We start from the raw sequence: 22826 nt of genomic DNA, 5'->3' as shown, positions 1-22826 counted from the left end.
TCCATTTTTTTGTGGGAAAATTCATATAGATTTTGAATTTAATAGTTTAGAAATATGAAAGTTTGTCCACACTGTTTGTAGAGGGGACGGTGGAGGAAATGAAAAAACAAGTTATTGCTTATCTTCTTATATTATTAATTGGTGCACAGTTACTTGTGCAGTTTGGATATATGAAAGCTGATGCAAAAGGGCCTTCAGTTATTCCGAAAGAGGCCGTTCGATTACGAATTTTAGCAAATAGTGATTCAGATAAAGACCAGGCATTAAAGCGTAAAGTGCGTGATGAAGTAAAAGCACAAATTGATGGATGGGTAGCGGATTTAACTTCATTTGAAGAGGCGCGTAAAGTAATTCAAAGTCATATTCCAGAAATCGAGAAAACGGTGGAAAATACGTTAAAAAGAGAAGGAAGTAAAGAATCATTTCAAGTGAAATTTAGTAAGAATGTAAAGTTTCCTACAAAGGTATATGGGAATTTTATTTATCCAGCAGGAGAATATGAAGCGGTATTGATTACAATTGGAGAAGGTGAAGGGGCGAACTGGTGGTGTGTATTATTTCCACCAATGTGTTTCTTAGATTTTTCGAGTGGGACAGCTGTAAGAAAAGAAGAGCACGTTGTGAAGGCGGAATCTCCTGAAGAGGAGCAGGTGAAACAACTAGATGAGGAAGTAGTAAATACAGAAGAGAAGAAAGTGGATAAGGTAAAAGAAACGAAAGTTGTAAAACAGGAAGTAGTAAAAAAAGTAACAGCTTCTGAAAAGAAAGTAGTAAAAAATGAAACAAAAGTCGAAGAGCAGCCTGTAAGTAAAGAAGAAACAAAAACTGTGGAAAAAGTGGAGAAACCTGTGGAGAAAAAACAAGAAAAGCAAAATGAGTATGTAAAAGTAGAAGAGGAAGAAGAAAAGCCAGAAGTTAAATTGTTTATTGTAGAAGCTTTTACATCTTTATTCTCTAAATAGTACTATTAATAAATCCCTCCTCATATATAAAAATGAGGAGGGATTTATTATGAAGAAAGTGTATTTTGCTACGAAAGCAGATGTGGAAAGATTACATTCTTTTTTCGGACAAGCTAATAAAAAAGATGATAAAATAAATGAGTTGTACGCACAATTTATGATTTTGGAAGAGGCGGAAGAAATACGAGCTGTAATTGGTTATGAACAAAGTGGGGAAGATGTACTTATTCGTTCTTGTTTATTCACACCTCATGTGGATAAACAGACTTTCTTATATTTTTTTGAAATGTTTTTGCAGTATATGAAAGAAAAAAGTGTTCAACAATTGTACTTATTAACAAACCATCCACAATCTGTACCAATCTTTCAGTTCTTTGACTTTTTTACTATAGAAAAGGATGAGGTTCCAGAGGGAATTCAACAGTTAGAACATTTTTGTAAAAATATAAAAGAGCAGAATGCAATAATACTAAATTGTCAGCTATTCACAAAGTTATCCACGGATTAATTAGGTTTATCCACATTTTGTGGATAAACCTTGTTTGTCTTTTGGATAAATCTCATAGTAAACTAAAAATAGACAAGTATTTAAGGGTAGAAAAGGACGTGGAAAAAAATGCATACAAATATGTGGGTTGTGGATAATGTTGTGGAAAGAAAAAAATATTATCCACAGTTACAAGAAGCAGCAAAATTATTAAGAGAAAATGAGGCGGTTGCTTTCCCTACGGAAACAGTATATGGGTTAGGTGCAAACGCGATGGATGATGAAGCAATCGCGAAAATTTTCGAAGCGAAAGGAAGACCGAGTGATAATCCACTCATTGTCCACATAGGTACAAAATCTCAGTTAGATGGGATTGTGAAAGAAATTCCACCAGTTGCAGAGAAGTTAATGGCGCATTTTTGGCCAGGACCATTAACAATTATTTTGCCGAGAAAAGAAGGGATTTCAGAGAGGGTGACAGCAGGACTTAATACGGTTGGGGTAAGAATGCCTGATCATCCAGTTGCACTTGCTCTTATTGAAGAGGCGAATGTACCTGTTGCGGCACCAAGTGCGAATCGTTCAGGGCGTCCAAGTCCAACACTAGCTTCTCACGTATATGAAGATTTGAACGGGAAGATCGCAGGTATTGTTGATGGTGGTGCAACTGGAGTAGGCGTTGAATCAACTGTAATTGATTGTACAAGCACGGTTCCAACAATATTACGTCCAGGTGGGATTACGAAAGAACAATTAGAAGCAGTGATAGGTACCGTTTCTTTAGATCCAGCTTTAAAGGATGAGAAGGAAAAACCGAAATCACCTGGAATGAAATACACACATTATGCGCCGAAAGCACCACTTAGTATTGTTGAGGGCTCACGTGAGTTTATTCAGCATCTTGTAGATGAGAAAAAGGAAGAAGGATTTAAAGTAGGCGTATTAACGACAGAAGAGTATCAGCATGTATATAGCGCAGATGTTATATTATCTTGTGGTGTTCGAAGTGATTTAGCTAGCGTTGCGACTAAATTATATGATGTACTTAGAACATTTGATGCAAGTGAAGTGGATGTTATTTTTAGTGAGTCGTTCCCTAATGAAGGAATAGGAAATGCTATTATGAATCGTTTAACAAAAGCGGCAGGACATCATATTATTATTGAATGATAAGGTACGATTAGCAAACAGAATATTTCTCCTTGGATAAGCATATTGTGAAGTAGCACGTCCAAGGAGGGGCATGAATGACGTTTGAACAGCTAATACCTTTAATAATTATGGCATTCGCCTTAGGGATGGATGCGTTCTCGGTGAGTCTTGGTATGGGGATGATGCCCCTAAAGTTAAGACAAATCCTGTATATTGGTATGACGATAGGGATATTTCATATTATTATGCCGTTTATAGGAATGGTACTAGGTCGTTTTTTATCAGAGAAATATGGAGATATTGCACATTTTGCGGGTGCTATTTTATTAATCGGACTAGGTTTTTATATCGTATATTCGACCATTTTACAAAATGAAGAGACTAGAACTGCCCCTATTGGAATTAGCCTATTCGTATTTGCATTTGGCGTTAGTATAGATAGTTTCTCAGTAGGGCTTAGTCTTGGTATTTATGGGGCACAAACAATCATTACAATATTACTTTTTGGATTTGTTAGCATGTTATTAGCGTGGATTGGTTTATTAATTGGGAGACATGCGAAAGATATGCTCGGTACATATGGTGAGATAGTAGGTGGTATCATTTTGGTTGGATTTGGATTATATATCCTTTTTCCTATATAATTTTATGTAGGAGGGAATTATGAACAAGCTATTGGAATGGTATGTTAAGTTTTTAACCTTCTTTCCTTGATGGCTAAGAATACTTATAATTTGGGGTATTATTTTGCAAATTTCGATGTTAGGTTGGATTAAGTTAATTCGTGAATGGTGAGATGGTTCCTTTCTGTGAATATTTTGTTTGTACTATATTTATTGCACTAAAAATTACAGATATAGAAAGGATGAGATGAATGACGAGATTAAAGCAAGTTTTTGGTGTTATTATAAGTTTTTTTGTTTTTTGGTTTAGTATGCTCGGTGTACAAATGTTTGCTGAGTTTTTAGATATTGAGTCATTGAAATTTGTTGCGGGAAAGACTGAGGCGGCGCGTGCCTTTTACTCTCCGTACCCGTTTTTAATTGTTTTTCTTATTACACTGCTTTCCCTATACTTCTTCGTAATTAAGCTAGGGAAACCGAAAAAAGAAAAACTGCCTACTTTAGAGGAAAAGAAGGAAGAATTACAATGATAAAAATCCCCTGCTAAAAAGCAGGGGATTTTTATGTTTAAGTGATGGCAGGAATCGATTCTGAGCGAGCCGCTTTCGCTTTTAGATATTATCCAGTTCCAGTGGCCAGCTCTTCGCATCTAAGAACCTCCCGCACGAAAGGTAAAAAGCACCTTTTGTGCGAGAGAACCTTAGCTGGTCAGAGCTAAACGGGCCACTTCCACTTTTAAACTGGCCTAACCAATTCAAATTGTTCTCCTAATTTTGCATAGTTGTGTCCTGCTAGGCGGCTTATTGGTTTGAGTCCTTCTGCGTGAATGCGCCCTTTTTCATATAGATGTTCGGCAACGTGGAAACGAACGACGCGTCCAATTAGTAGATCACAAGCTGGTGAGTCTTCTGTTCCACCAAGTGGAATTGCACGTTCTAATACGCATTCCATTCGAATATTTGCTTCTTTTACACCTGGAACGGAGATGACTTCACTTTCAATTGGTGTTAGTTTTGCTAGTTCAATTTCACTTTCATTTGGCGGGAGATTAGCTGCTGTTTCATTAATTGCTGCTACATATGATTCGTCAGAAATATGTACGACAAATTCACCTTTTTCAATTGCGTTTCGGGAAGTGTCCTTTCTTTCTCCGGCTTTTCGTTGTACAGATACTGAGATAAGTGGTGGATTAGCAGCGACAATATTAAAATAACTATATGGTGCGCCGTTTAATACACCGTCTTTTGTTAAAGAAGTAACGAATGCGACAGGGCGAGGGATGATACTTCCAGTAAGTAATTTGTAATTATCTTTTTCAGTTTGTTCATTTGGATTAATGGATAACATGCTTGTAATCCCCTTTCTAAATATGAATACTTATTGTTTGTTTACAAGATAACGATGAGAAAATCCTGCTGGAAATAATATTTTGTTTCATAAAAAGAACTTACTTCAATTGTAATGAAGTAAGTTCTTTTTCAAGAATCTCAAATCTGAGATAAAAATTAAAGTAAAACGTATGCGCCAGGTCCGATTAAAGCTACACCAACAGCAACAGCGATTAACATTAAGTTATATTCATATCCATTTTGTGTTACCCAGTAACCATTTTTTCCGTGAACAGTGAAGATAGCCATTAACATTGTTCCAACGATAAATAATGAACCAACTACAATGAAAATACCTGATGCGAATAAGAAACCACCTAGTAATTCAGTTGCGCCAGCCATAAATGCCATAAATACACCAGGGCGTAAACCGATTGACTCCATCCAGCCACCTGTTCCTTTTAAACCGTAACCGCCGAACCAACCAAATAATTTTTGAGCGCCATGACCCATGAATGTAATTCCTATAATAAGACGAATAATAAGTAGACCGAAATCCATCATTTTTAAAAACCTCCTAAAAGTTATTAACTTACCTTACGTAAGTAATAATAAAATAGTTACTTACTTTAGTCAAGTGGATTTTGAAAAAAGTTTGAATTAAATTTTACAAATTAACAACAAAAAATAAAATGTGGTAAAGACCTCTAGACAAGTTGGGCAAAAAAAGAGAAAATATAAATAGAAGTTAACTTCTTATTGTTATTCAGACAATCAGAATTGACTGGAATTTTGTGAAGCGCTACAATAAGAGTCTATTAGTAATGACGTAATTTATTTCGAAAGCGTTTTTACAGTATAATATTCGAAGTATGAAGTCTTACATGTATCCCGAGCTTTACTAGGGATTGCCCTATAAACTTTTAGGTAAATTATAAGGAGGACTATCCTATGTTTAAAAAATTATTCGGTCTTGGTTCAAAAACAAATGAAGAAACAATCGTAGCTCCATTAACTGGAGCAGTGAAAAATATTGAAGAAGTACCAGATCCAGTATTCGCTGGTCGTATGATGGGTGACGGTGTTGCAATCGATCCTACTGAAGGTGTAGTTGTATCTCCAGTTGATGGTGAAATCGTACAATTATTCCACACAAAACATGCTATCGGAATTAAAGCGAAAAATGGCACAGAAATTTTAATCCACGTTGGATTAGAAACTGTAAAAATGGAAGGCGAAGGTTTCGAAGCTCACGTTTCTGAAGGCCAAGCTGTAAAAGCTGGAGATAAATTAATCTCATTCGACTTAGAATTAATACGTGAAAAAGCGAAAAGCACAATTACTCCAATCGTTATTACAAACACAGATGCAGCTGAGTCTATTAAGACAACTGTAGGCGTAACAGCTACAAAAGGTTCAACAGAAGTAATGAAAGTTACAATGAAATAATTGCTGTATAAGAGGAATCCGTTTCGTATGAAATGGATTCCTTATTTTTGTTGCATATTCAGTAGGTATGTTAAAATACTCTGGGCATTTAGAAATAGGGTTTCACATATATGTGGATAAGGCGCATTTTTCTTAGAAAAAATATAAGAGAAATGCGCCTTTTGTATATTCACATTTCTTTTGTTCTATTCTAATGTAAGTTATGATGAGTGGTAAGAAATCGAATATAGGGGTGGGTTTGGATGAAACGAGTATTATTTGTTTGTACTGGCAATACATGTCGTAGTCCAATGGCTGAGGCGTTGCTTCGTCATCACGGAGGAGATAGGTTTGAAGTACAATCTGCCGGTGTTTTCGCCTATCCTGGGAGCGATGCATCGGTACATGCGAAGGAAGCTTTAGCTGAAAAAGGGATTTCAATTGACCATACCGCGCAGCAAGTAAACGAAACTTTGCTTGATTGGGCTGATATTGTCGTAACGATGACAGAAAATCATAAACAAATTGTACTTGGGCATTATCCGAGTGTTGAAAAGAAATTGAATACGTTATATGGATTAACTGAAGGTATAGGCAAGGACATTTCAGATCCATTTGGAGGCTCGCTTTCTATTTATAAAGAAACGTTAGATGAGATGGAAAAACTTGTACAAACTTTACTGAAAAAACATTCGGTAGGTTGATGTTTCGTGTATAATACGATATTGGAGATCACTTCGTCCTATTGAGGTAGCGAGTGTGAAATGAAGATAATTGATTGAAACTTTGGAGGGGTAAAAATGAAAGTAGTAATAGCATCTGATCACGGCGGTATGAATATCCGCAAAGAACTTGTAAATTTATTAGAAGAGTTAAATATTGAATATGTTGATTTAGGTTGTGAATGTGAGGCTGGTTCTGTTGATTACCCTGACTTTGCGTTTCCAGCAGCTGAAATGGTAGCGAATGGTGAAGTGGATCGTGGTATTTTAGTTTGTGGGACAGGCATTGGTATGTCAATCGCAGCAAACAAAGTAAATGGTATCCGTTGTGCGTTAGTTCATGATACTTTCAGCGCGAAAGCAACGAGAGAGCATAATGACACTAACATGCTAGCAATGGGCGAGCGTGTAATTGGTGCTGGTCTAGCGCGTGATATCGCGAAAATCTGGTTAACAACTGACTATGAAGGTGGTCGTCACGAAAACCGCGTAGGAAAAATTAAAACATACGAAACAAAGTAATACATTCTAACTATCAGTAGTGTGAAATATAATTTGGTGAACCAACCTGTGAAAGGAAGAGGCGTAATGACAGAAATCGTAAAGGTAAGAGAACAGCTACAAATGTCGCTTTCTGATTTCCAAGAACAAGCTTCATTACAAAGCGGTCAAATTTTTGTAGTGGGTTGTAGCACGAGCGAAGTGCTAGGCGAAAGAATTGGAACATCAGGAACGATGGAAGTAGCAGAGGCGATTTTTTCTGAGTTAAAACAATTTCAAGAGCAAACAGGTATTGAATTAGCGTTTCAATGTTGTGAGCATTTAAACCGTGCTTTAGTGGTTGAGAGAGAAGTAGCGATAAAATATCAATTTGAAATTGTAACAGTTACGCCTGTTAGATCAGCAGGTGGTGCATTGGGGACATATGCGTATCACAATTTGAAAAATCCGGTAGTAGTTGAGTTTATTAAAGCAGATGCAGGAATGGATATTGGTGATACGTTTATTGGTATGCATTTAAAACATGTAGCTGTTCCGGTTCGTACAAGTGTGAAGGCAATTGGAAGTGCACATGTAACGATGGCTAAAACACGTGGAAAACTAATAGGTGGAGCACGTGCTGTTTACGCGGTGGTGGAAGAGACTACCACTTGCAGTTAAATATGAGAAATTAGGAAGTCATATAGTAGCTGTTTATCATAAGATAAAAGGTATGTTGTCTGACTTTATAGTAGAAGAAAGAAAAGACCAATTTTCGGTCTTTTTTTTCTTTTATGATATAGAAAGTCATGTTAGAATGTAGTTGAAAACATGAAGGTTCGAAAGAATTACAACCTGAATTTTCGTTTTTTCTGAATAAATAAGAAAAAACTGTTGGGAATTGATGTAATTCGTTCAGAAAAGGGGGATTTTGGTGGATCATTTAAAACGTCAAGATGAAAAGGTATTTGCTGCAATTGAGGCAGAACTAGGAAGACAGCGTTCGAAGATTGAGTTAATTGCTTCGGAAAACTTCGTAAGTGAAGCAGTAATGGAGGCGCAAGGTTCTGTTTTAACGAATAAGTATGCTGAAGGATATCCTGGAAAACGTTATTATGGTGGCTGTGAACACGTAGACGTAGTAGAAGATATCGCACGTGATCGCGTGAAAGAAATTTTCGGCGCAGAGCACGTAAATGTTCAACCACACTCTGGTGCACAAGCGAACATGGCAGTATACTTCACGATTTTAAAGCAAGGCGATACAGTACTTGGTATGAATTTATCTCATGGTGGTCACTTAACACACGGAAGCCCTGTTAACTTCAGTGGAGTACAATATAATTTCGTAGAATATGGCGTGGATGCTGACTCTCACCGTATTAATTACGATGATGTATTAGCAAAAGCGAAAGAACATAAACCAAAATTAATCGTTGCAGGTGCAAGTGCATACCCTCGTGTTATCGATTTCAAGCGATTCCGTGAGATTGCAGATGAAGTGGGCGCTTATTTAATGGTTGATATGGCACATATCGCTGGTTTAGTAGCTGCTGGTTTACATCCAAATCCAGTACCACATGCACATTTCGTTACAACGACAACACATAAAACGTTACGTGGCCCGCGTGGTGGTATGATTTTATGTGAAGAGCAATTTGCAAAACAAATTGATAAATCAATCTTCCCTGGTATTCAAGGTGGTCCACTTATGCACGTAATCGCTGCAAAAGCTGTTGCGTTTGGTGAAGCACTTCAAGATGATTTCAAAACATATGCACAAAATATCATTAACAATGCGAACCGCTTAGCTGAAGGTCTTCAAAAAGAAGGACTTACACTTGTTTCTGGCGGAACAGACAATCACTTAATCTTGATTGATGTTCGTAACTTAGAAATCACAGGTAAAGTAGCAGAGCACGTATTAGATGAAGTTGGTATTACAGTGAACAAAAATACAATTCCATTTGAAACAGCAAGCCCATTTGTAACAAGTGGTGTACGTATCGGTACAGCAGCTGTAACATCTCGTGGTTTCGGTTTAGAAGAAATGGATGAAATTGCGTCACTTATTGCTTATACATTAAAAAATCATGAAAATGAAGCTGCATTAGAAGAAGTACGTAAGCGTGTAGAAGCGTTAACTAGCAAATTCCCAATGTATCCAAATCTATAATAGATTGAAGAAGACTGCCGAGACTTAATTGTTTTGGCGGTCTTTTTTGTGGACATATATTATTTTTAAAGTATGTATACAAATGATGAATAAATTTTGGCGATATAATGAAGGATACAGCTCCCATAATTGGTAAAGATACTAGATAGATTCATCGTAAAATCATGATTTTGCCAAATTTGCCCTTGAATATTAGTAGCGTTTTCTTTACAATCGTAAATAGTGTAAAAAAGCGTGCAAACGCATGAATATCATCTAAAGGAGAGATTCACATGGGAAAACTGTATGTATTTGATCACCCGTTAATTCAACATAAGATTACATATATTCGCGATAAGAATACAGGTACGAAAGATTTTCGTGAATTAGTGGACGAAGTAGCAAGCTTAATGGCTTTCGAAATTACTCGCGACCTTCCGCTTAAGGACATCGAAATTGAAACGCCTGTAAGCAAAGCGACAACAAAAGTGATCGCTGGTAAAAAACTTGGTTTAATTCCGATTTTACGTGCAGGTTTAGGAATGGTTGATGGAATTCTGAAATTAATTCCAGCAGCAAAAGTAGGACACGTTGGTTTATACCGTGACCCTAAAACATTGCAACCGGTAGAATACTATGTGAAACTTCCAACGGATGTAGAAGAGCGCGACTTTATCGTACTAGATCCGATGCTAGCAACAGGTGGTTCTGCGGCTGAAGCGATTAACTCTCTGAAAAAGCGCGGTGCGAAACAAATTAAATTAATGTGTATCGTTGCAGCTCCAGAAGGGGTAAAAGTAGTACAAGAAGAACATCCTGATGTTGATATTTATGTAGCAGCATTAGATGAGAAATTAAATGACCACGGATATGTAGTACCAGGTCTTGGTGATGCTGGTGACCGTTTATTCGGAACGAAGTAAGACAACTGACGAGCAGGGGAGATTCCCCTGCTCGTTTTTTTTTGCTGCAAGCAAGTAGGGGAGGGGGAGGATAAATATACATCGTATATACAACATAAGTTGCATACACATCACATATAATATAGAAGTCTTACGTCTGAGGAACACTATATTATGGAAGGAAAGCGTTATATCTCGAAAATATAATAGTGACAAACTTGTGAACATTTCCTTCTATTATAAAGAGAAAACTGTTAGAAATTGCATATATGTAACCAGTATTTAGAAGGGGAACGTTTTCATTTTTGGGAGGAAATGCCTAATACTCAAATTTTTAGATTTTTTACGATTTCTCGTTGACACTGTTAATACCCTATTGTATGCTAACAACGGGGATAGATGGTAGGGCTTTCAGTGACAAAATTACATCTATTCCGTGACGAAAATGTAAACTTTTTGTTTTGTATAGGATTTATGCAAAAAAATGAGTTATTATTAACACATCGTGAATGAGGGTTACATATTGGAGGGATGAATCCTTGCAAAAAAACGATCGCAGCCATATAAAAGCATATGCTTTAATGTCAGGAATTCTTGCTCAGTTAGTCGGTTCTATACTTGTTGGAATCTTTGGTGGGCAGTGGATTGATAATAAGGTTGGAACGTTTCCATTGTTTCTTATTATAGGGTTATTACTCGGGTTAGGAACAGGGGTATACGCAATGATTCGACTCATTCGACATTACTATTCGGGAGAGCAATGATGATAGACGTACATGGACTTGTCCAAAGACAAAAGAAATATATGTACTACTTGCTTGCGCTTCTAGTGCTAGGATGGGGATTTACCTCTTACAAGGATGTATTTCTTGGGCTGATTATCGGAACGATTTTCAGTTTTCTTAGTTTGCGCATCATTGCACGTAGAACAGACAAGCTGTTAGATCGCGTAACAAATGGAGAAAACGTGAAGTTTAAGGCGACAGCTGTAAGTACATATTCAAGATTCGCCACGATTGGGTTATTAATTTTATTTGCAGCCAAATATCAAGAGTTAATTGCGATGTGGGGCTTAGGTGTAGGATTGCTGACAGGATACCTTGTCATGATCATAGATTTTCTTTATTTAGAGTATAAGAGCAGGGAAGAGAGGTGAATTACTAGTGGAACACGGTAAATTAGTTGAATTTCTAGGTTTAACGTTCGATTTGTCATCAGTTATGATGGTTACTGTAGCAGCAGTTATTGTTTTCTTAATCGCTGTTATCGGAACTCGCAGCTTAGCCCTTCGCCCAACCGGGATGCAAAACTTCATGGAATGGGTGTTTGACTTCGTGAAAGGGATTATCAATAGTACGATGGACTGGAAAACAGGTGGACGTTTCTTAACGCTTGGCGTTACGCTTATCATGTTTATCATCGTATCGAACTTCCTTGGTTTACCATTCATGTATTCAGCAACTGAAGCTGGCGAACATATTGCATGGTGGAGGTCACCAACGTCTGATCCAGCAGTTACATTAACATTAGCCGTGATGGTAGTTACCCTCACCCATTATTATGGAATTAAGATGAAGGGTACGAAAGAGTATGTTAAAGGTTATTTCCAACCTATGAAATTCTTATTCCCATTAAAGGTTATTGAGGAGTTTGCTAACACATTAACGTTAGGTCTTCGTTTATTCGGTAACATTTATGCAGGTGAGATCTTATTAGGATTACTTGCTAAGTTAGGCGGGGCATCATTCCTTGGAGCATTAGGTGCGCTTGTACCAATGTTAGCATGGATGGGATTCAGTGTATTCGTTGGATCAATCCAAGCATTTATTTTCGTTATGTTAACGATGGTTTATATGGCTCATAAAGTAAGTCATGACCATTAATATAATTTAAGTAAGAAAAAATTTATTTTTTTATAATACAAAGGAGGACAAATTAAATGAGTTTAGGTGTAATCGCAGCTGCAATTGCAATTGGTTTATCAGCATTAGGTGCAGGTATTGGTAACGGTCTTATCGTATCACGTACAATCGAAGGTGTTGCTCGTCAACCAGAATTAAAAGGCGCACTTCAAACAATTATGTTCATCGGGGTTGCTTTAGTTGAGGCACTTCCAATCATCGGTGTAGTTATTGCATTCATCGTAATGAACAAATAAGGGAGACTCCCCTTACATAGATGGCGAAGAGTGTTTTTCCGAACTTTCTTCGCCATTGCTTTATGAACGAAACGTATGTCTTTTTTTTTCATATGATCAATTTAGATATTTTGAAGGGAGTGAATCCTTGTGCCAACTTTATTATTAGGAGCTGCCATTCCATTTGGAACGATTGCTTATACATTGTTCATTTTCTTAATTCTATTAGTAATGCTACGCAAATTTGCGTGGGGTCCTTTAATGGGAATTATGAAAGAACGTGAAGAGCATGTTACTAATGAAATCGACGCTGCAGAAAGAAGTAACGCTGAAGCGAAGAAGTTAGTAGAAGAACAACGTGAAATGTTAAAACAATCACGTGTTGAAGCACAAGAGTTAATCGAAAGAGCGAAAAAACAAGCTGTAGATCAAAAGGATGTTATTGTTGCTGCTGCGAAAGAAGAAGCAGAATCAATTAAAGCATCTGCTGTACAAGAAATTCAACGCGAAAAAGAGCAAGCGATTGCTGCTTTACAAGAACAAGTCGCTTCTTTATCTGTTCAAATTGCTTCTAAAGTAATTGAAAAAGAATTAAAAGAAGAAGATCAAGTTAAGTTAATTCGCGATTATATTAAAGAAGTAGGAGAAGCGCGATGAGCAATGGGATTGTAGCAAAACGTTATGCTGTCGCTCTTTTTAAAATTGCAAAAGAAAAACACGTATTAGAAATGTTTGAAGAAGAATTACGCCTTGTACAAAACGTTTATGTAAAGAACGGAGAACTACATAGCTTTTTAACGCAACCGAACATTTCAAAAGAGCAGAAGAAAACGTTTCTTGCAAACGTATTCGGATCTGTTTCTGAATCAATTTTAAATACGTTATATATTTTAATTGATAACAAGCGTATTGATATCTTACCTGAAATTGCAGATGAATATGTTGTTCTTGCTAATGAAGAACGTAACGTAGCGGATGCAACTGTATATTCTATTCGTCTTCTATCTGAAGAAGAGAAGCTTAACATTGCAGAAGCATTTGCAAAGAGAACGGGAAAAGATGCAATTCGCGTGAAAAATGTTGTAGATGAAGATTTACTAGGCGGAATTAAAGTACGCATTGGAAATCGAATTTATGACGGAAGTTTACAAGGAAAATTAGCACGTATTCAGCGTGAATTAATGAAGAATAGATAGGGGTGAAGCACATGAGCATCAGAGCTGAAGAAATTAGCGCACTGATAAAGCAACAAATCGAGAACTATCAGTCTGAAATCGAAGTTAGTGATGTTGGTACAGTTATCCAAGTTGGTGACGGTATTGCGCGTGCTCATGGTCTTGATAACGTTATGGCTGGTGAGCTTGTAGAGTTCTCTAACGGCGTTATGGGACTAGCACAAAACTTAGAGGAAAACAACGTAGGTATTATCATTTTAGGACCTTACACAGAAATCCGTGAAGGTGACGAAGTTCGTCGTACTGGTCGCATCATGCAAGTACCAGTAGGAAAAGAACTAATTGGTCGTGTTGTAAACCCATTAGGTCAACCAGTTGATGGTTTAGGCCCAATCAATACAACAAACACTCGTCCAATCGAAAGTCCAGCACCAGGTGTAATGGATCGTAAATCTGTTCATGAGCCACTTCAAACAGGTATTAAAGCGATCGACGCTCTTGTACCAATTGGCCGTGGTCAACGTGAGTTAATCATCGGTGACCGTCAAACTGGTAAAACAGCAGTTGCACTTGATACAATCATTAACCAAAAAGATGAAGATATGATTTGTATCTATGTAGCTATCGGACAAAAAGAATCAACTGTACGTAACGTAGTAGAAACACTACGTAAGCACGGTGCATTAGAGTACACAATCGTTGTAACTGCATCTGCTTCTCAACCAGCTCCATTATTATACTTAGCTCCTTATGCTGGTGTAACAATGGGTGAAGAGTTCATGTACAATGGAAAACACGTATTAGTAGTATATGATGACTTATCAAAACAAGCAGCGGCTTACCGTGAGCTGTCATTACTATTACGTCGTCCTCCAGGTCGTGAAGCTTATCCAGGGGATGTATTCTACTTACATTCTCGCTTATTAGAGCGTGCAGCAAAATTAAGTGATGCAAGAGGCGGCGGTTCTTTAACTGCACTACCTTTCATCGAAACACAAGCAGGGGACGTATCAGCATACATCCCAACAAACGTAATTTCTATTACGGATGGACAAATCTTCTTACAATCTGACCTATTCTTCTCTGGCGTACGTCCAGCGATCGATGCGGGTACTTCTGTATCTCGTGTAGGTGGATCTGCTCAGATTAAAGCAATGAGTAAAGTATCAGGTACACTTCGTCTTGACCTTGCATCTTACCGTGAGTTAGAAGCGTTCGCTCAGTTCGGTTCTGACCTTGATAAAGCAACTCAAGCGAAATTAAACCGTGGTGCTCGTACTGTTGAGGTATTAAAACAAGGATTACACAAACCGTTACGTGTAGAGAAACAAGTTATCATTCTTTACGCTTTAACACGTGGATTCCTAGATGATATCCCAGTAGTAGATATCACTCGTTTCGAAGAAGAATTCCATGCTTGGTTAGATTCTAATGCGACTGACTTATTAGAAGAAATCCGCACAACTAAGAAACTTGCGGATGACGACAAATTTGCAGCAGCAATTAACGGATTTAAAAAAGTATTCGTAGCTTCTGAATAATAATAAAAGTGAAGCCGACTGTTCAGCCCCATCGGCTAAGAGGCGGAACTAGATTAATAAAAGCGGAAGCGGCTCGTACAAGCCGCCGACGCTAGATAATATATAAGGCATCTCAGCCTCTGAGATTGCTGACGGTTATGTAAAGGAAAAGAGTAGGTGCACCTATTCTTTTCCTTCAATCATGAGCAAGAATATCTTGCAACGTAGATTAGGAAGAGGATTCTTACTAATCGTGCCAACTTCCGGAAAAAAGGTGGTGAAAACCTGTGGCATCTTTACGCGATATAAAAGCGAAGATTACCTCGACAAAGAAAACGAGTCAAATTACGAAGGCGATGGAGATGGTATCTGCATCTAAGTTAAACCGTGCAGAGCAAAATGCTAAATCTTTCGTTCCGTATATGGAAAAGATTCAAGAAGTAGTAGCGAGCATTGCGCAAGGAAGTAAAGGAATTAATCATCCAATGCTAAATGCGCGTCCTGTAAAGCGTACAGGATACATCGTTATTACATCTGATCGCGGACTAGCAGGTGGTTATAACAGTAACGTATTACGTACAGTAAGTAACGTAATTCGTGAACGTCATAATATGGATTCAAATCAATATTCAATTATTGTACTTGGACGACTAGGACGTGATTATTTAAAACGTCGCGGCTTTAACATCATTGATGAAGTAGTTGGATTATCTGACCACCCATCATTTACTGATATTAAAGATCTTGCTTCTCGAGCAATTGCGATGTTCGCAGATGGTGCTTATGATGAGCTGTATATTTACTACAACCATTACGTAAGTAAAATTTCACAAGAAGTAACGGAAAATAAAATTTTACCGCTTACTGATGTGGCGTCTGACAAACCGACGACAGCTTATGAATTTGAACCTTCTGAAGAAGAAATTTTAAAAGTATTATTGCCACAATACGCAGAAAGCTTAGTGTACGGTGCATTACTAGATGGTAAAGCAAGTGAGCACGCAGCGCGTATGACAGCAATGAAGAGTGCTACAGACAACGCAATGGAAGTTATCGATTCACTTACACTTTCATTCAACCGTGCGCGTCAGGCAGCGATTACGCAAGAAATTACGGAAATCGTTGGTGGAGCAGCAGCGTTAGAATAGTAATAAAAAGTGGAAGCGGCTCGTCCAGAACAGGAGGGCATTGGAGCTCCTGACGAAGAGGCGTAGTTTGCCTCACAGGAAGGCGCGAAATGACCGACTGTTCTAGCCGCTGGAACTAGATTCAATAAAAAGTGGAAGTGGCTCTTTCAAAAGAGTCGCGTAAGCTAAACTAATAAAAAATTAAAAGCCGACTTCGCTTAGAAAGCTGGCTAATTAAAAGAAAGCTAGGAGGGAACCCGATGAATAAAGGGCGCGTTACGCAAATCATGGGTCCGGTTGTAGACGTTAAGTTTGATGGCGGAAAGCTACCAGAAATCTACAACGCCCTTACGGTAAAACAAAGCAACGAAAACGGAAGCATGAACTTAACATTTGAAGTTGCACTTCATTTAGGTGATGATACAGTTCGTACAGTTGCGATGTCTTCCACAGATGGACTTGTTCGTGGCACAGAAGTAGAAGATACTGGTAAAGCAATCTCTGTACCAGTTGGTGATGCAACACTTGGTCGTGTATTCAACGTATTAGGTGATGCAATTGACTTAGATGGTGAACTTCCTGCGGATGTACACCGTGATCCAATTCACCGTCAAGCACCTGCATTCGAAGAATTATCTACTAAAGTAGAAATTCTTGAAACTGGTATTAAAGTAGTAGACTTACTTGCTCCTTACATTAAGGGTGGTAAGATCGGCCTATTCGGTGGTGCCGGCGTAGGTAAAACAGTATTAATTCAGGAATTAATTAACAACATCGCACAAGAGCACGGTGGTATCTCTGTATTCGCTGGTGTAGGTGAGCGTACTCGTGAGGGTAATGACTTATACCATGAAATGAGCGATTCTGGCGTAATCAAGAAAACTGCGATGGTATTCGGACAAATGAATGAGCCACCTGGAGCACGTCAACGTGTTGCATTAACAGGTTTAACAATGGCTGAGCATTTCCGTGATGAGCAAGGACAAGACGTACTTCTGTTCATCGATAACATCTTCCGTTTCACGCAAGCTGGTTCTGAAGTATCTGCCCTTCTTGGTCGTATGCCATCTGCGGTAGGTTACCAACCAACACTTGCAACAGAAATGGGTCAATTACAAGAGCGTATTACATCTACAAATAAAGGGTCTATCACGTCTATCCAAGCGGTATATGTACCAGCCGATGACTATACTGACCCAGCACCAGCTACAACATTCGCTCACTTAGATGCAACAACAAACTTAGAGCGTCGTTTAACACAAATGGGTATTTACCCAGCCGTAGATCCATTAGCATCTACATCTCGTGCACTTTCTCCAGAAATCGTAGGAGAAGAGCATTATGAAGTAGCACGTCAAGTGCAGCAAACTTTACAACGTTACAAAGAACTTCAAGATATCATCGCTATCTTAGGTATGGATGAGTTATCTGAAGAAGATAAGTTAGTTGTACATCGTGCTCGTCGTATTCAATTCTTCTTATCTCAAAACTTCCACGTAGCTGAGCAGTTTACAGGTCAAAAAGGTTCTTACGTACCTGTAAAAAATACAGTTAGTGGCTTCAAAGAAATTCTAGAAGGAAAATATGATGACCTTCCAGAAGATGCATTCCGCTTAGTTGGTAGCATTGAAGAAGTTATTGAGAACGCGAAGAAAATGATGGCGTAAGGCCTTAGGAGGGACGAAGTATGAAGACATTTCCAGTCAGTATTGTAACTCCTGATGGACCGGTTTACGAAAAAGAAGTAGAAATGGTAAGTGTAAAAGCAGAGAGTGGGGAAATGGGGATCTTACCAGGTCACATTCCAACTGTTGCACCATTAAAAATTAGTGCAGTTCGTCTGAAAAATGGTGGACACACTGATTATGTAGCAGTAAGCGGTGGCTTTATCGAAGTTCGTCCAGATAAAGTAACTGTATTATCATCATCTGCTGAAGAAGCAAACCATATCGATATCCATCGTGCAAATGAAGCGAAGCGTCGCGCTGAGCAACGTATGCAAGACAAACAAGCACATGTTGACTTTAGACGTGCAGAAATGGCATTACAACGTGCTGTGAACCGTTTAAATGTTTCTGATATGAAGTAAAAAAATCCGTAAGGGCCTTGCCTTTACGGATTTTTTTTGTGTATTTTATGGATAATTTTACAAAACTGGTATAATTATATTGATGCTTGTATAAGTAGAAGTGTACAACAATTTATATTTTATGAAGGGGATGAATCAATGATCGGTGAAATGAAACGAGAAGCATTGTACTCTTTAAAGGGGAAATGGGGACTAGGTGTTGGATCAACGATTTTATATTTTATTTTAAGTTATGTCGTTTCGATGGCTGCAATGCTTATATTATTAATTCCAGGAATTATTATATTTCTTTCAGTTGTAAGTGTGACTGGATCATTTGAAGCGGAAACGATGTCAATTGGAGCGGGTATTACCTTTGGAATTTTTTATTGCATTATGATAATTTTGAGTAACGCATCGTATGGGATTACGTCATATGGTTATACAAATGTATTTTTACAGATTAGTAAACGAGAAGATGCTAAAGTAGATTACTTATTCGAAGGATTCCGTGGTTTTAAAAGAATGATGAAAACAATGTGGGCAATGCTTGCGATTTTGTTATATACAGGTACATGGATTCCGATGTTGTTAACAGGTTTATTCATATTCTTAGGTGAAGAAGGAAATCTGTCGTTTACAATAGCTTTCTTCGTACTATTAGCAATTTCAATTGTTGGTATGATTGTGATGTATTTTTCTTATGCACTGACGTACTATGTGATGATTGAAAATCCAGAATATAGTGTTTCGCAGGCGATGAAGGAAAGTAAGAATCTTATGAAGGGTCATAAGTTAGATTTGTTTCTTTTATGGCTGAGCTTCATAGGCTGGGTTGTTTTAGCGCTTCTTACTTTTGGAATAGGATTTCTTTGGCTTAGTCCGTATATGAGTACAACGACAGCACACTTTTATCGCTACATTTCAAAAGGTGAATTTCAATAGGAACATGCTATACTAATAGAATTATTGTGTATAGGAGGCGAGGCTACGCATGATTAGTGATCTAAAAGGAGAAGCACTAGATTCATTAGAAGGGAAATGGGGATTAGCTGTTGGAGCTACACTGCTCATTTCAATTCTTATCACGGCTTTTAGTTTTAGTGTTGATTGGGGATTTTCTTTAATTTTCGGTTGGCAAAAAACAAATGGTTCACTTTCAACGAATATTCTTACATTTTTTGTTACTGGACCGTTAACTTTAGGTGGATATTACCTTGGTTTAAATATCCTTCGTGAAAATCAAGCTAGTATCGGTAATGTATTCATTTGGTTTTCAGAGGGAAAGAGATTTCTAAAATCATTTTTATTATATTTATTAGTAAATCTTTATCTTTTCTTATGGACGTTATTGTTCATTATTCCAGGTATTATTAAATCATTTTCTTATGCGATGACATACTTTATTATAAATGATCATCCTGAGTATTCACTGAACCAAGCTATTACAGAAAGTCGTCGTATGATGGATGGACATAAGATGGAGTATTTCATTTTATGTTTAAGTTTTATCGGTTGGTTTATATTAAGTTGTATTACGTTAGGGATTGGATTCTTATGGTTAATTCCATATTTCTACACAACATCTGCGGCTTTTTACGAAGAGATCGCAGAAGAATATTATGAGAAAAATATTTAGCACTATAAAACCCCCAGTATGAATTATTTGTTCATACTGGGGGTTTTTTGTAGAAACTTTATAAATTGATTGCTAGTAAGTGGTTTACTGAAATAGTAACCTTGCATATATTTACATTTATGTTTTTGCAGAAACTTAAGCTGTTTTTCGGTTTCAATTCCTTCGGCAACGACTGAAAGATTTAAAGTATTTGCGAGGGAAAGGATTGTAGAAACGATGGCTCGTTCTTCAGGACGATGATCAGCTAATTGTGTAAATTCTCTCGGTACTTTTAATGTATCGATTGGAAAAATTGATAAATAAGCAAGAGAAGAATACCCAGTACCGAAGTCATCAATGGAAGTTTGGATACCGTATTCTTTTAATTGCTTCAGTCTTAATAACGTTTCTTTCTCGTCAATCATTGCAATTCTTTCTGTTAACTCAAGGGTTACATATTTTGGATCGACTTGCACGTCGTTTAATATTTGTGAAATGTTTTCGATTAATTGATCTTGCCGGAACTCTTTTGCAGATAAATTAACACTTATTTTTAAATTTTGGTAGCCAAAGGTATGCCATATTTTTAATTGGAGACAAGCTTCTTGTAATACCCAATGTCCAAGTGGGACTACTTGTGGCGTCTCTTCTACAATTGGAATAAACTCACATGGTGAAATGTCACCTAATAGCGGGTGTTTCCACCGTATTAAAGCTTCAGCGCCGATAATTTTATTTGTTGTCGTATCAATTTGTGGTTGATAAACGAGATAAAATTCTTTGTTTACTAAAGCGATTGGCAAATCTTTTTCAATTCGAGCTTTTCGCTCCATTTTTTTATATAGTTCTTTCGTGTAAAGAGAGCTACCGTTTTTTCCTTTATTCTTTGCTTCGTACATGGCCATATCAGCATGCTGCAAAATGGATAGTGGATCTTCACCTGCTTCAGGATATATTGCAATTCCGATACTCGGTGAGATTTGTAAATGTTGATTTTCGATTTCAAATGGCTCATTCATGGCCGCTACAATCATATCAGCTATTTTTTGGATATCTGGCTTTTTTTTGTAATTCTCGATAAGGATTGTGAACTCATCTCCAGCTAGCCGCGCGAGTTTCATATTTGATGTTGATATTCTTTCGAGCCTTTTTGCTACTGCGATAAGCAATAGGTCTCCTACTCGATGACCGAGGGTATCATTAATAACTTTAAAACGGTCTAGGTCGAGAAACATAACAGCAAAAGACTTTTTCGATACTTTTGCTCGTGCAATTGCCTGTTCTAAATGTTTATGAAATGCACGACGATTTGCAAGCTCTGTTAAAGTATCATGGTATGCTAGGAAATTAATCTGTTCTTGTTGTTGTTTGCTTTCTGTAATATCTTTAATCATTAAATAAACCCCAGAAATTTTTTCCTTTAAAAAGATCGGTACGGCGGTAACGTGCAAGTAGTAAATATCTCTGTTTTTATGGTACGCCCGTATTTCTAAAGAGATAGAATATCCCTTTTTTACACGATGAAAGGCGTTAATCATTTCTTCTAAATCTTCTTCGTATATGAGTGAATAGTAAGGCTGGTTTAATAATTCATTCGTTTGATAACCGAGTAAAGTAGTACCAGCGTTATTTACTTTGAGAAAATTACCGTACAAATCTAATGTGAAGATTGGATCTGGATGATGCTCGTATAAAGATTTAAACATTTGTTGATTATGATAGAGTTCATTTTTCTGTTCTACTAAATCTTCTGTACGTAGTTCAATTTGTTTCTCGAGTTCTGAGTTGAATTGCATTTGAGCTAGTAATAATATTTTATTTTGTTTTCGAACTAAACTATGACGTATGAGAACGAAAGAGAAAGTTATTATCAGTCCGATTACTATAATAGGCGCAAAAACGTATTCGACTAATATAAAAACAATAAGCATTACTACCGAAATATAAGGTAATGATAATCGGATTGCTTCACCAATTTTAAGTGTTAGTAGTACTTGTTCTTGTTTTTCAGGTTCTTTTGTATGGAGAATACAGGCAATTGCTACTAGTACTAAGGTTACTTGATAGAAAGGAGTAACTGTAAACATAGAATACTCTGGTATGAAGTATTTTATATAAGCATAAATCGCATCGGTAGTAGCATATAAAATTAAAGCACTGCCAAGAAGCGCACCAACCTTTTTAGGTAATAAGGATAGTGATTTGAATAAAAGATTGATTCCTATTAAGAGAAAGAGTAAATCAGCCATTGGATAGGTAAGTTGAACAAATATGTCGATATAGGATGTTGTAAAGATGTGAATGGTTCGTTCAATAAGTAAGTAGTAACTTAAAGTAAATTGGGCTGTAACGATAATACAAATATCACATAGCATAAAAAGTTTTTCTAATAAATCTCGGTTATAAATGATTTCGTATAGAAAGGCAAATGCAAAACTAACTAAAAAAAGTAAGTAAAAAAAATCAGACGGATCAACGAACGTATAGAAGTCCTTTACAATTAAACGCTGATAGGCAACGACTATATCACCGATAAAATAAGAGAGAGCTCCAACAGATAATATGATCCAAAATAAACGAGGTAGCCCTTCTTTCATGTTTGAAAAGTAAAGAATATAACTACAAGCGATAATATCAATTAATAGGGTACTCGTTCCGATTAATAGCTGAAAAGGAAATGAGTATTCATATAGAAAAGGCATCGCTACGTAGTGAAGCGTTATGGACAGCAATACAATGCTTATAAGAATACTTACATGTGTTTGTTTTTTCATTTATATCACCTACGGTTCCTTGAAAAGCATATATAAGTTTTATATTTATTTTGCACAATTATAGCAAGTTGTAAAGATAGATTTTAATAATTCTTGTTTCTGTCTCCCAACATATCGACATAGGAATTTGAAGTTTGCTATAATGATTAGAATAGTTGCATTATTTAG

General features: G+C 37.1%; 27 protein-coding genes. 24 read left to right on the top strand and 3 right to left on the bottom strand.

What is annotated here, in order from left to right:
* Window positions 1-98 precede the first annotated feature (98 nt).
* The 5 genes from spoIIR (at window position 99) to AC3EMB_RS26435 (ending at window position 3754) form a co-directional block, all read left to right on the top strand.
* Entirely contained in the window at window positions 99-962 is an 864-nt protein-coding gene (spoIIR, locus tag AC3EMB_RS26455; protein ID WP_098678825.1) for a stage II sporulation protein R, read from the top strand.
* Between the two features lie 49 nt (window positions 963-1011).
* Window positions 1012-1470 (top strand): GNAT family N-acetyltransferase, encoded by a 459-nt coding sequence (locus AC3EMB_RS26450; protein WP_000758437.1) that lies wholly within the window; start codon window positions 1012-1014, stop codon window positions 1468-1470.
* Window positions 1471-1578: 108 nt separating this feature from the next.
* The gene (locus AC3EMB_RS26445; protein WP_050844751.1) at window positions 1579-2619 is read left to right on the top strand and encodes an L-threonylcarbamoyladenylate synthase; all 1041 of its coding nucleotides are present in this window, start codon (window positions 1579-1581) and stop codon (window positions 2617-2619) included.
* A 77-nt stretch (window positions 2620-2696) separates the two neighbouring features.
* Complete coding sequence (locus AC3EMB_RS26440) at window positions 2697-3245, top strand: manganese efflux pump MntP (protein ID WP_000142475.1); 549 nt, start codon at window positions 2697-2699, stop codon at window positions 3243-3245.
* Window positions 3246-3475: 230 nt separating this feature from the next.
* A complete protein-coding gene (locus AC3EMB_RS26435) occupies window positions 3476-3754 on the top strand; it encodes a DUF3935 domain-containing protein (protein WP_023523563.1) in 279 nt (92 codons plus the stop codon).
* A 205-nt stretch (window positions 3755-3959) separates the two neighbouring features.
* Here AC3EMB_RS26435 and AC3EMB_RS26430 read toward each other — a convergent pair whose 3' ends face one another.
* Both AC3EMB_RS26430 and AC3EMB_RS26425 read right to left on the bottom strand, forming a co-directional pair.
* Window positions 3960-4571 (bottom strand): flavin reductase family protein, encoded by a 612-nt coding sequence (locus tag AC3EMB_RS26430; RefSeq protein ID WP_000949046.1) that lies wholly within the window; start codon window positions 4569-4571, stop codon window positions 3960-3962.
* Window positions 4572-4729: 158 nt separating this feature from the next.
* The gene (locus AC3EMB_RS26425; protein ID WP_000968616.1) at window positions 4730-5116 is read right to left on the bottom strand and encodes a DoxX family protein; all 387 of its coding nucleotides are present in this window, start codon (window positions 5114-5116) and stop codon (window positions 4730-4732) included.
* Between the two features lie 387 nt (window positions 5117-5503).
* Between AC3EMB_RS26425 and AC3EMB_RS26420 the strand changes: the two genes are divergently transcribed.
* The 19 genes from AC3EMB_RS26420 (at window position 5504) to AC3EMB_RS26330 (ending at window position 19905) form a co-directional block, all read left to right on the top strand.
* Complete coding sequence (locus AC3EMB_RS26420; protein WP_000473666.1) at window positions 5504-6001, top strand: PTS sugar transporter subunit IIA; 498 nt, start codon at window positions 5504-5506, stop codon at window positions 5999-6001.
* Between the two features lie 242 nt (window positions 6002-6243).
* Window positions 6244-6684, top strand: a complete 441-nt coding sequence (locus tag AC3EMB_RS26415; RefSeq protein WP_000832375.1) for a low molecular weight protein arginine phosphatase — start codon at window positions 6244-6246, stop codon at window positions 6682-6684.
* A gap of 96 nt (window positions 6685-6780) precedes the next feature.
* Entirely contained in the window at window positions 6781-7224 is a 444-nt protein-coding gene (gene rpiB, locus AC3EMB_RS26410) for a ribose 5-phosphate isomerase B (protein WP_000869539.1), read from the top strand.
* Between the two features lie 66 nt (window positions 7225-7290).
* Window positions 7291-7863 (top strand): TIGR01440 family protein, encoded by a 573-nt coding sequence (locus AC3EMB_RS26405; protein ID WP_459245216.1) that lies wholly within the window; start codon window positions 7291-7293, stop codon window positions 7861-7863.
* A 253-nt stretch (window positions 7864-8116) separates the two neighbouring features.
* A complete protein-coding gene (gene glyA / locus AC3EMB_RS26400; protein ID WP_459245215.1) occupies window positions 8117-9358 on the top strand; it encodes a serine hydroxymethyltransferase in 1242 nt (413 codons plus the stop codon).
* A 272-nt stretch (window positions 9359-9630) separates the two neighbouring features.
* A complete protein-coding gene (upp, locus tag AC3EMB_RS26395) occupies window positions 9631-10260 on the top strand; it encodes a uracil phosphoribosyltransferase (protein WP_000517539.1) in 630 nt (209 codons plus the stop codon).
* Window positions 10261-10638: 378 nt separating this feature from the next.
* Complete coding sequence (locus AC3EMB_RS26390) at window positions 10639-10752, top strand: DUF4024 domain-containing protein (RefSeq protein WP_000232962.1); 114 nt, start codon at window positions 10639-10641, stop codon at window positions 10750-10752.
* Between the two features lie 26 nt (window positions 10753-10778).
* On the top strand, window positions 10779-11003 hold the full coding sequence (locus AC3EMB_RS26385) for an AtpZ/AtpI family protein (RefSeq protein WP_001171223.1): 225 nt from the start codon (window positions 10779-10781) through the stop codon (window positions 11001-11003).
* A complete protein-coding gene (locus AC3EMB_RS26380; protein ID WP_000567600.1) occupies window positions 11003-11395 on the top strand; it encodes an ATP synthase subunit I in 393 nt (130 codons plus the stop codon). The genes AC3EMB_RS26385 and AC3EMB_RS26380 overlap by 1 nt, the downstream gene beginning before the upstream one ends.
* A 7-nt stretch (window positions 11396-11402) precedes the next feature.
* On the top strand, window positions 11403-12122 hold the full coding sequence (gene atpB / locus AC3EMB_RS26375; protein WP_000399870.1) for a F0F1 ATP synthase subunit A: 720 nt from the start codon (window positions 11403-11405) through the stop codon (window positions 12120-12122).
* 56 nt (window positions 12123-12178) lie between these two features.
* Window positions 12179-12397 carry a F0F1 ATP synthase subunit C gene (gene atpE / locus AC3EMB_RS26370; RefSeq protein WP_000052064.1) on the top strand — a complete coding sequence of 73 codons (219 nt, stop codon included), beginning with the start codon at window positions 12179-12181 and terminating at the stop codon, window positions 12395-12397.
* Between the two features lie 129 nt (window positions 12398-12526).
* Window positions 12527-13033, top strand: coding sequence for a F0F1 ATP synthase subunit B (gene atpF / locus AC3EMB_RS26365; protein ID WP_001142615.1), 507 nt, complete (start codon window positions 12527-12529; stop codon window positions 13031-13033).
* The gene (gene atpH / locus AC3EMB_RS26360) at window positions 13030-13572 is read left to right on the top strand and encodes a F0F1 ATP synthase subunit delta (protein WP_000064682.1); all 543 of its coding nucleotides are present in this window, start codon (window positions 13030-13032) and stop codon (window positions 13570-13572) included. Before atpF ends, atpH begins: the two co-directional genes overlap by 4 nt.
* An 11-nt stretch (window positions 13573-13583) precedes the next feature.
* On the top strand, window positions 13584-15092 hold the full coding sequence (atpA, locus tag AC3EMB_RS26355; RefSeq protein ID WP_000027521.1) for a F0F1 ATP synthase subunit alpha: 1509 nt from the start codon (window positions 13584-13586) through the stop codon (window positions 15090-15092).
* Window positions 15093-15358: 266 nt separating this feature from the next.
* Window positions 15359-16219, top strand: coding sequence for a F0F1 ATP synthase subunit gamma (gene atpG, locus AC3EMB_RS26350; protein ID WP_000157703.1), 861 nt, complete (start codon window positions 15359-15361; stop codon window positions 16217-16219).
* A gap of 239 nt (window positions 16220-16458) precedes the next feature.
* Window positions 16459-17865 carry a F0F1 ATP synthase subunit beta gene (atpD, locus tag AC3EMB_RS26345; protein ID WP_001032596.1) on the top strand — a complete coding sequence of 469 codons (1407 nt, stop codon included), beginning with the start codon at window positions 16459-16461 and terminating at the stop codon, window positions 17863-17865.
* 20 nt (window positions 17866-17885) lie between these two features.
* Entirely contained in the window at window positions 17886-18287 is a 402-nt protein-coding gene (atpC, locus tag AC3EMB_RS26340; RefSeq protein WP_000847215.1) for a F0F1 ATP synthase subunit epsilon, read from the top strand.
* A 138-nt stretch (window positions 18288-18425) separates the two neighbouring features.
* Window positions 18426-19211 (top strand): DUF975 family protein, encoded by a 786-nt coding sequence (locus AC3EMB_RS26335; protein WP_095689961.1) that lies wholly within the window; start codon window positions 18426-18428, stop codon window positions 19209-19211.
* A gap of 49 nt (window positions 19212-19260) precedes the next feature.
* Window positions 19261-19905: a DUF975 family protein gene (locus AC3EMB_RS26330; protein ID WP_023523558.1), complete on the top strand. Its 645-nt coding sequence runs from the start codon at window positions 19261-19263 to the stop codon at window positions 19903-19905.
* A gap of 23 nt (window positions 19906-19928) precedes the next feature.
* On the opposite strand, the gene AC3EMB_RS26325 is transcribed toward AC3EMB_RS26330, so the two are convergent.
* Window positions 19929-22658: a putative bifunctional diguanylate cyclase/phosphodiesterase gene (locus AC3EMB_RS26325; protein ID WP_488517379.1), complete on the bottom strand. Its 2730-nt coding sequence runs from the start codon at window positions 22656-22658 to the stop codon at window positions 19929-19931.
* Window positions 22659-22826: the final 168 nt, after the last annotated feature.

Source organism: Bacillus sp. LQ16, assembly GCF_057784645.1.
Note: the sequence above shows the minus strand (reverse complement) of the source record. Positions and strands in the feature narration are given on the sequence as shown.

Excerpts from the sequence above, each read along its gene's own strand:
- spoIIR (WP_098678825.1), top strand. The coding sequence starts at position 99 with ATGAAAAAACAAGTTATTGCTTATCTTCTTATATTATTAATTGGTGCA.
- AC3EMB_RS26450 (WP_000758437.1), top strand. The coding sequence starts at position 1,012 with ATGAAGAAAGTGTATTTTGCTACGAAAGCAGATGTGGAAAGATTACAT.
- AC3EMB_RS26445 (WP_050844751.1), top strand. The coding sequence starts at position 1,579 with ATGCATACAAATATGTGGGTTGTGGATAATGTTGTGGAAAGAAAAAAA.
- AC3EMB_RS26440 (WP_000142475.1), top strand. The coding sequence starts at position 2,697 with ATGACGTTTGAACAGCTAATACCTTTAATAATTATGGCATTCGCCTTA.
- AC3EMB_RS26435 (WP_023523563.1), top strand. The coding sequence starts at position 3,476 with ATGACGAGATTAAAGCAAGTTTTTGGTGTTATTATAAGTTTTTTTGTT.
- AC3EMB_RS26430 (WP_000949046.1), bottom strand. The coding sequence starts at position 4,571 with ATGTTATCCATTAATCCAAATGAACAAACTGAAAAAGATAATTACAAA.
- AC3EMB_RS26425 (WP_000968616.1), bottom strand. The coding sequence starts at position 5,116 with ATGATGGATTTCGGTCTACTTATTATTCGTCTTATTATAGGAATTACA.
- AC3EMB_RS26420 (WP_000473666.1), top strand. The coding sequence starts at position 5,504 with ATGTTTAAAAAATTATTCGGTCTTGGTTCAAAAACAAATGAAGAAACA.
- AC3EMB_RS26415 (WP_000832375.1), top strand. The coding sequence starts at position 6,244 with ATGAAACGAGTATTATTTGTTTGTACTGGCAATACATGTCGTAGTCCA.
- rpiB (WP_000869539.1), top strand. The coding sequence starts at position 6,781 with ATGAAAGTAGTAATAGCATCTGATCACGGCGGTATGAATATCCGCAAA.
- AC3EMB_RS26405 (WP_459245216.1), top strand. The coding sequence starts at position 7,291 with ATGACAGAAATCGTAAAGGTAAGAGAACAGCTACAAATGTCGCTTTCT.
- upp (WP_000517539.1), top strand. The coding sequence starts at position 9,631 with ATGGGAAAACTGTATGTATTTGATCACCCGTTAATTCAACATAAGATT.
- AC3EMB_RS26390 (WP_000232962.1), top strand. The coding sequence starts at position 10,639 with ATGGTAGGGCTTTCAGTGACAAAATTACATCTATTCCGTGACGAAAAT.
- AC3EMB_RS26380 (WP_000567600.1), top strand. The coding sequence starts at position 11,003 with ATGATAGACGTACATGGACTTGTCCAAAGACAAAAGAAATATATGTAC.
- atpE (WP_000052064.1), top strand. The coding sequence starts at position 12,179 with ATGAGTTTAGGTGTAATCGCAGCTGCAATTGCAATTGGTTTATCAGCA.
- atpH (WP_000064682.1), top strand. The coding sequence starts at position 13,030 with ATGAGCAATGGGATTGTAGCAAAACGTTATGCTGTCGCTCTTTTTAAA.
- atpA (WP_000027521.1), top strand. The coding sequence starts at position 13,584 with ATGAGCATCAGAGCTGAAGAAATTAGCGCACTGATAAAGCAACAAATC.
- atpD (WP_001032596.1), top strand. The coding sequence starts at position 16,459 with ATGAATAAAGGGCGCGTTACGCAAATCATGGGTCCGGTTGTAGACGTT.
- atpC (WP_000847215.1), top strand. The coding sequence starts at position 17,886 with ATGAAGACATTTCCAGTCAGTATTGTAACTCCTGATGGACCGGTTTAC.
- AC3EMB_RS26335 (WP_095689961.1), top strand. The coding sequence starts at position 18,426 with ATGATCGGTGAAATGAAACGAGAAGCATTGTACTCTTTAAAGGGGAAA.
- AC3EMB_RS26330 (WP_023523558.1), top strand. The coding sequence starts at position 19,261 with ATGATTAGTGATCTAAAAGGAGAAGCACTAGATTCATTAGAAGGGAAA.
- AC3EMB_RS26325 (WP_488517379.1), bottom strand. The coding sequence starts at position 22,658 with ATGAAAAAACAAACACATGTAAGTATTCTTATAAGCATTGTATTGCTG.